Raw genomic sequence first — 6,657 nt, 5'->3', positions numbered from 1 at the left:
CCCGCGGGCGGGGCGGTGCCGAGCAGGCCGTACCGGGCCTGGCCCACGGTCTCCCGGTACGGCTCCCGCTGGAGCCCCGGCTGTTCCTGGACCCTGGCGTGCACCGCCACGGCGTGCGAGGCGACCTGGGCATGGGCGGAGGCCGGCAGGAACCACGACAGGAGAAGAAGCAACGCGGCAGGCAGCGTCGTGCGCATGTCGCCTCCTTCTCCTCGAGCCTCAACCTAGCCCAGGAAAGACGTCACCGGGTCAAGGACAAGGGCTGAGCTGGAAGTGCCAGACGACCGCGACCGGCATGCCGCTCATGGCCGCGTCCGCGGCCTCCGGGCACCAGTACATGATCTCGTAGGAGCCCTGCGGCGGGAGCGGGTCCGGCGGGCGGGTGCCGGGGACCAGCGGCAGGGGCGGGCGGCGCGGCTCCTCGCAGTGGCGCACCTGGAAGCCGAGCGGGAGCGCGGCGGCGAGGTAGTCGCTGAGCGAGCGGGGCCGATCGGCCGGCAGCGCGGGACGGCCGTCCGGACCCGGGCTGGGCGCGGCCGGGGCCAGGTAGGTCGCCATCGGGTGCGGGTCGGTGATGATCAGGTGGCCGCCGGGACGCAGCACCCGCGCGAACTCCGCCAGCACCGGCGCCAGATCCGGCACGTGCACCAGCGCGAGGGCGCACACGACGGTGTCGACCGCGTCGTCGGGCAACGGCAGCCGATGCAGATCACCCATGGCCAGCCCCACGGCGGGCAGGACGCGCACAACCTGACCCGACCGCTCACCCGAAACCTCCGCTTCCGGGCCCCGCAGGCTCCGCGCGGGCGAGACGCCCGTGTCCGGGCGCCGCCGGGCCTGGGCGAGCATCTCGGGTGAGGTGTCGACGCCGATGACGCGGTGGCCGAGCTCGGCCAGGTACGCGGCGTGCCTGCCGGTGCCGCAGGCGGCGTCCAGCGCGATGCCGACCGGGAGGCCGTCGAGGATGCGGCGGACCACGGGCTGCTCGGAGTCGATCATCTGGTTGCCGCCCGCGTCATAGTGCGGCGCCCACGTCCGGTACACCTCCCGCGACCCGATCGCGCCGACCTCGGCCGTCACCCCGTCCGCGTCGGCCAGGGCGGGCGCGTCGAGCAGCGCGCGGACCTCGGCGATCCGGGCCCGCACGAACGCGCGGTCCGAGCGGCCCTCCCTGAAGGCCCGCAGCAGGGCCACGCCCTCCAGGCCCAGCAGGTAGCCCAACTGGCTCAGATAGGTCACCGCCCGACGATAACCACCCGGCTCCGGACGACTCCACGGATTATCCCCGGCACCGATGCGTCCTGCGGCGACAGCTCACATGGAGAGCTCCCAGGTCACCGGCAGCGCCACCGGTCCCCGTACGACCATCCCGCTCTTCCAGCCAGTTCCCCGTCCGCGACCTCCGCCCGCAACCCGGGGAGACGGCGCAGCGCGTTCTGGTAGGCGGCGGCCACGTCGATGGCGAGGTCATGTGAATCCTTCCTCAGGGGTCACTCTGGTCACAGGAGACCCCCGGGCCCGGATGACACAAATCTCAGACCCGGCTTCGCTGCGGGACTCGCTCCGGGTTCGCCGCCCTGGTGACGTACTGGGGGACGGGGGCGCGGTCGTCGCCGGTGTCGCGGGTCAGGCCGTACCGGACGATGCCCTTGGCCGGGTCGGGCCTGGCCGAGAGGTCATCCCAGACCTCCTGCCAGGACTTGGGCGCGACGGTGAGGTCGATGTCCGTGCCGCTCTCGTTGTTGTGGAAGGTGACGCGGCCGTCGAGGTAGTAGAACTCGTTCTGCCACATCTGCTGCTGGCCGCGCGGCAGCCGGGCGAAGCCGGTCTCTGGGGAGCCCATCCAGGTGACGCCGGGCGCCTGCTCGTCGTCCATCCGCCGGCCGCCGCCCGACGCGACGTGGAACAGCTTGCCCTTGAGCCCGGTCCAGGTCGCGGGCGGGAAGGGGCCGACGCGGTTGCGGTAGAGGATGCCCCAGCGGACCTGGACGTAGCCGCGGCCGGTGACGGTGACGTAGTCGCCCCTGTGGGTGATCGACGGGGCTCCGCCGTACCTGGAGTATCCGTGCTTGCCGCCGATGGCGACCGTGCCGGCGGGGCGCCGGGGCAGCGGGGCGGGCGGCCGGTTCTTCGGCGGGGGCTGGTCCACGGCGTCCACCGTCAGTCCGTACGGGCTCCGCGCGGGCCTCACCGGACGGCGCGAAGAGGCGGGCGAGGACGACACCACCACCGGTGTGGCCCGCCGGGACGGCGCGGGCTCGGGCAGGAGGGTCTGGACGACCACCGCTCCCCCGGCGATCAGCGTGACGCCGGCCGCGGTGACCGCGATCGGCTTGGCGGCCAGCGCCGAGCCCGCCGCCGCCTTGCCCTTGGCCAGCAGGCCGCCCTTGACGACCGGCGCGGCGGCCGTACGCGCGATCTCCAGCAGACCGGCGGCGATGCCGGCGGGGACGGCCACCGGGCCGAGCCCGGCCAGCAGCCGCTCGGCCGGCACCAGGTCGGAGACGTGCTCGCCGCAGACCGGGCAGTCGCGCACGTGCCGGGACAGCCGCTTGCGCCACAGGTCGGACGGGGCGCCGTTCCAGGTCTTCGCCACGGCGGCCAGCTCGGGGCAGGGCGGGCGGGCGGCCAGCGCGCGCACCACCGCGCGGGCGGTCTCCAGGCGGCCCTTGGTGCGCTGGACGCGTACGGCGGCGTGCTGCTCGTTCGTCCCCAGCGCGGCGGCCAGCTCGGTCCTGGCCAGCTCGCCGGCCACCTCCATCCACCACAGCGCGAGCACCTCGCGGTCGTCGGCGTCGAGCCAGCGGGTCGCCTCGGCGGCCTCCTTGCGCTGCCCGGACAGGCCGAGCCGGGTGACGGTGAGGGTGGCGAAGTCGGAGGCCGCGTCGGCCAGGCCCATCGCCTCGTCGATGGCGGCGAGCGCGGCGCCCGGCGCCTGCCGCCACTCGCGTACCTGGTTCAGGGCGATGGCGACGAGCCAGGAGCGGAAGCTGCCCGGGTCGCGCAGCCCGGACACGCCGGTCACGACCCTGGCCATCGTCTCCTGAACGACGTCGTCCACGTCCGGGTGGCCGTTCATGGCGCGGCCCACGATGTTGTACACGAGCGGCAGGTGGCTCCTGACCAGTTCGTCGATCGCGTCACGGTCGCCCGCCATGGCGGCGAGCACCGTTTCGACCTCGTACGTCGGCCGCGCGTACATCCAGCACCTCGATCCGGAGCCTCCGCTGCTCCGATCAGGAGACAGGAGTGTCACCGTTCCGATAACACAAAACGCGCATTGTTCCACTTATCGCCTACGAGGTGTCAATGCTCGCGTCAACCTGGCGTACAACTGCGGCTCAGCCCACCGTGGTTCGCAGCGCCTCCGCGTTGGCCGCCAGGAACTCCCCGAACGTCCGCGGCTCGCGACCTGTCAGATCCCGGACCGCGGTCGTCGTGGCGGCCAGCGAGCCGCCCGCCACCTGCCGGGAGAGCTCGGCCAGATCGTCGGCGAACCGCGCGGGCAGCCCCTGCGCGCGCACCCCGGCGGCCAGCTCGTCCGGGGACAGCTCGGCGTGCTCGACCTTCCGGCCCAGCGCGGCCGAGAGCTCCTGCGCGAGCTCGGCGTAGGTGAGCGCCCGGGGGCCCGTGAGCTCGTACGTCTCACCGAGGCCGCCCGATCCGGTGAGCAGGGCGGCGGCGCAGGCGGCGATGTCATGGCAGTCGATGTACGACACCGGCGCGCCCCCGTAAACGTCGAGGAGCTTGCCGTCGGCGGTGAAGGCCGCCGTCCCGGTGATGAAGTTCTGCATGAATCCGCCGGGCCGCAGCATCGACCAGCCGAGCCCCGACGCCTTGAGGTACTCCTCGATCTCCCAGTGCGCGCCCTGGGCCAGGCGGCCACCCCGCTGGGCGCCCGAGACCGACACCTTCACCACGCTCGACACCCCGGCGGCCCGCGCCGCGTCAATGGCCGCCCTCTGCTGGCGGACCATCGGCTGCTCGCCGTCCACCGGCTGGGCGCCGCCCGCGTTGAGGAAGAGCCGGTCGACGCCCTCCATGGCGGCGGTGAGCGAGCCGGGGTCGTCGAAGTCCCCGATCACGACGTCGCAGCCCAGGGCCCGCCCCTTGCCCTCGTCGCGGACGAGCGCCCTGAACGCCACCCCCTTCTCCCCCAGGAGCCGCACGAGGTGCGTGCCGATGGAGCCGGTGGCTCCGGCAACCAAGATCATGACAAGCCTTCCGCTAAGCTGAGGCAACCTCGAATAAGGCTATATCGAGGCAGCCTCGAATTACTAGGGAAGCCCGCATGACCACGACCCGACGGCCCCGCGCCGACGCCCGCCGTAACTACGAGCGCCTGCTCACCGAGGCCGACGCCGCCTTCATGGAGCAGGGCGTGGAGTCCAGCCTGGAGGGCATCGCCCGGCGCGCCGGGGTGGCCATCGGCACGCTCTACGGCCACTTCCCCAGCCGCCGCGCCCTGATCGGCGCGCTGCTCAGGGACCGCAACGCGACCCTGTTCGAGCTCGGCGAACGGCTCCTGACCGGCCCGGCTCCGGACGCGCTCGCCGCCTGGGTCCGCGCGGCCACGGCGCACGCCGCCACCTATCGCGGTCTGGCCGCGTTGATCGCCGGTGGCCTGGACGACGAGGCGTCGGAGCTGCACGCCTCGTGCGTGCGCATGGCCGAGATCGGCGAGCGAATCGTCGCGCGGGGGCGCGAATCGGGCGCGCTGCGCGCCGACGCGACCGGCGCGGACGTGACCGCCCTCACGTCCGCCGCCGCCTGGCTCCACGAGCAGGTGTCCCCCGCCGCCGCCGACCGCCACATCACCGTCACCCTGGACGGCCTCGCCGCCTCCCCCTGACGACCGATCTCACGGGTCCATCGGGTCGTGCTGCAGCGCCTTGGGGCGCTCGGCGTCCTCGCCGGGCTCGGGCGCCGAATCGGCGCGCCGGCCGGCGTACAGGCTGGTGAGCGTGACGGTGACCAGGACCCCGACGATGACGCCGAGCGAGGCGAGGGTGGGGATCTCGGGCACCCACGCCCAGATGCCGTGCGCCCAGTGCAGGACCAGCTTGACGCCGATGAAGGCCAGGATGACGGCCAGGCCGTGGTTGAGGTGCCGCAGCTTGGCCAGCGCGTCCCGCAGCACGAAGTACAGCGCCCGCAGGCCCAGCAGCGCGAAGGCGTTGGTGGCGAAGACGAGGAAGGGGTCCTCGGTCACCCCGTAGACGGCGGGCACCGAATCGACGGCGAAGACGATGTCGGTGGCGAACACCGCCACGGTGGCCAGGGCCAGCGGGGTGATCGCCAGGCGGCCGTGCTCGCGCACCATCAGGCGGAAGCCGCGGTAGTCGGGGGTGACCTGGACGAACCGGCGCAGCAGCCGGACGCTGCGCATGGAGGAGACGTCGACGTGCTGATCCTCCCCCTTCAGCGCCTCCTTGAGCACCTTGCCCGCGGTGACGATCAGGACCGCCCCGAACAGCAGGAACGCCCACGTGCCGCTCTGCAGCGCGGCCGCACCCAGCGCGATGAAGATCACGCGCAGCACGAGCGCCCCGATGATGCCGTACAGCAGCACCCGCTGGGTCAGCTCGTTCGGCACGGCGAAGGCCGTCAGCAGCAGCATGAACACGAACAGGTTGTCGACCGACAGCGACTTCTCCACCACGTACCCGGTGAAGAACTCCACCGCCACGCCGGTGCCGAAGGAGCCCCACAGGTACGCGCCGAAGCCCAGCGGGAGCACCAGGTAGAACGCGGACCAAGCCAGGGCCTCGCGCATGTGGACCTCGTGCGGGCGCCGGGTCAGCAGGATGTCGATCACCAACAGCAGGACCAGGGCGGCCACAGTGACCGCCCACAGGGTGACGGACGCGATACTGCCCTGATCGGGCGCAGCCAGAAATGTCCCCACGGACATGAAACCTCCTCGAACGTGCTCAGCCGTTCGAGGTCTCCTTCACCCGGGGGTAGCGGGCGGCCGTCCGGGGACGCATGGTACGTCCGTACTGACCGGATCGGCACTTGGGAAGTACTCCCCTCGCAGCCCCAGAGTAGGACATATCCCGCCAAGGCTCCACTATGGTGCCCGGATCAGGTGATGGGGACGTCCTTGAACTCCCCGAGCCCCAGCAGGTCGAGGTCCGCCCTCTTCGCCGTCCACGGCACTTTGTCGAACTCCGCGACGAGGAATTGGGATTTGGCCGGGGCGATGTTGTTGACGGAGGTCCAGCTGGAGCAGATGCAGAAGCCGTTCTCCTCGATGAAGGGGCGGAGCGTCCTCGGCGCGCCCTTGTAGGTCAGGCCGATACTCGAGAGATCCTCCGAGTCCCGGCCCAGGATCGTGTACAGGTCCGCGTACGCGCCGTCCTTGGCGTCGTTCCGCACGGTCAGCTCAAGCCGGAGGTCTCCGTCCACGCGGTACAGGTTGTCGATCGTGATGTGGACCGGCACCCGCTGGCCGTCCAGGTTCCGCACGGACGTGTCCTGCTGCGCGAGCGGGGGGACGCCGCCGTCGTACGCCGCCGGGGAGGTTGCGGTGGCCGGGGACGCTCCTCCGCCGTGGGCGGCCGTCTCCCAAGGATGCCAGGCCGCGGTGACCGTGGCCCCTGTCACCATGAGCGCGGCCGCGACCGCCACCGGGGCCTTCCAGCGGCCGGTCGC

The 6,657-nt window shown here is 72.4% G+C and carries 7 protein-coding genes; 1 reads left to right on the top strand and 6 read right to left on the bottom strand.

Annotation, left to right across the window (positions count from 1 at the left end):
- From ACWDX9_RS57660 to ACWDX9_RS57645, 4 genes are all read right to left on the bottom strand, one after another.
- Window positions 1-197: hypothetical protein (locus ACWDX9_RS57660; RefSeq protein WP_449971705.1), on the bottom strand; the 197-nt coding region annotated here is incomplete at its 3' end.
- Between the two features lie 52 nt (window positions 198-249).
- Complete coding sequence (locus ACWDX9_RS57655) at window positions 250-1,239, bottom strand: class I SAM-dependent methyltransferase (protein WP_449971702.1); 990 nt, start codon at window positions 1,237-1,239, stop codon at window positions 250-252.
- A 295-nt stretch (window positions 1,240-1,534) separates the two neighbouring features.
- Entirely contained in the window at window positions 1,535-3,202 is a 1,668-nt protein-coding gene (locus tag ACWDX9_RS57650) for an RNA polymerase sigma factor (protein ID WP_449971699.1), read from the bottom strand.
- Between the two features lie 139 nt (window positions 3,203-3,341).
- Complete coding sequence (locus ACWDX9_RS57645) at window positions 3,342-4,214, bottom strand: NmrA family NAD(P)-binding protein (RefSeq protein WP_449971696.1); 873 nt, start codon at window positions 4,212-4,214, stop codon at window positions 3,342-3,344.
- A 77-nt stretch (window positions 4,215-4,291) separates the two neighbouring features.
- Here ACWDX9_RS57645 and ACWDX9_RS57640 point away from each other — a divergent pair, with 77 nt between their 5' ends.
- Complete coding sequence (locus ACWDX9_RS57640) at window positions 4,292-4,852, top strand: TetR/AcrR family transcriptional regulator (RefSeq protein ID WP_449971693.1); 561 nt, start codon at window positions 4,292-4,294, stop codon at window positions 4,850-4,852.
- 9 nt (window positions 4,853-4,861) lie between these two features.
- On the opposite strand, the gene ACWDX9_RS57635 is transcribed toward ACWDX9_RS57640, so the two are convergent.
- Together ACWDX9_RS57635 and ACWDX9_RS57630 are read right to left on the bottom strand one after the other, a co-directional pair.
- Window positions 4,862-5,914, bottom strand: a complete 1,053-nt coding sequence (locus tag ACWDX9_RS57635) for a TerC/Alx family metal homeostasis membrane protein (protein ID WP_449971690.1) — start codon at window positions 5,912-5,914, stop codon at window positions 4,862-4,864.
- A gap of 173 nt (window positions 5,915-6,087) precedes the next feature.
- Window positions 6,088-6,657 (bottom strand): hypothetical protein (locus ACWDX9_RS57630; protein ID WP_449971687.1); only part of this gene is annotated, 570 nt, incomplete at its 5' end.

Source organism: Nonomuraea sp. NPDC003201, assembly GCF_053590415.1.
The sequence above is the reverse complement of the archived record's forward strand: the minus strand, read 5'-3'. Positions and strand labels throughout refer to the sequence as shown.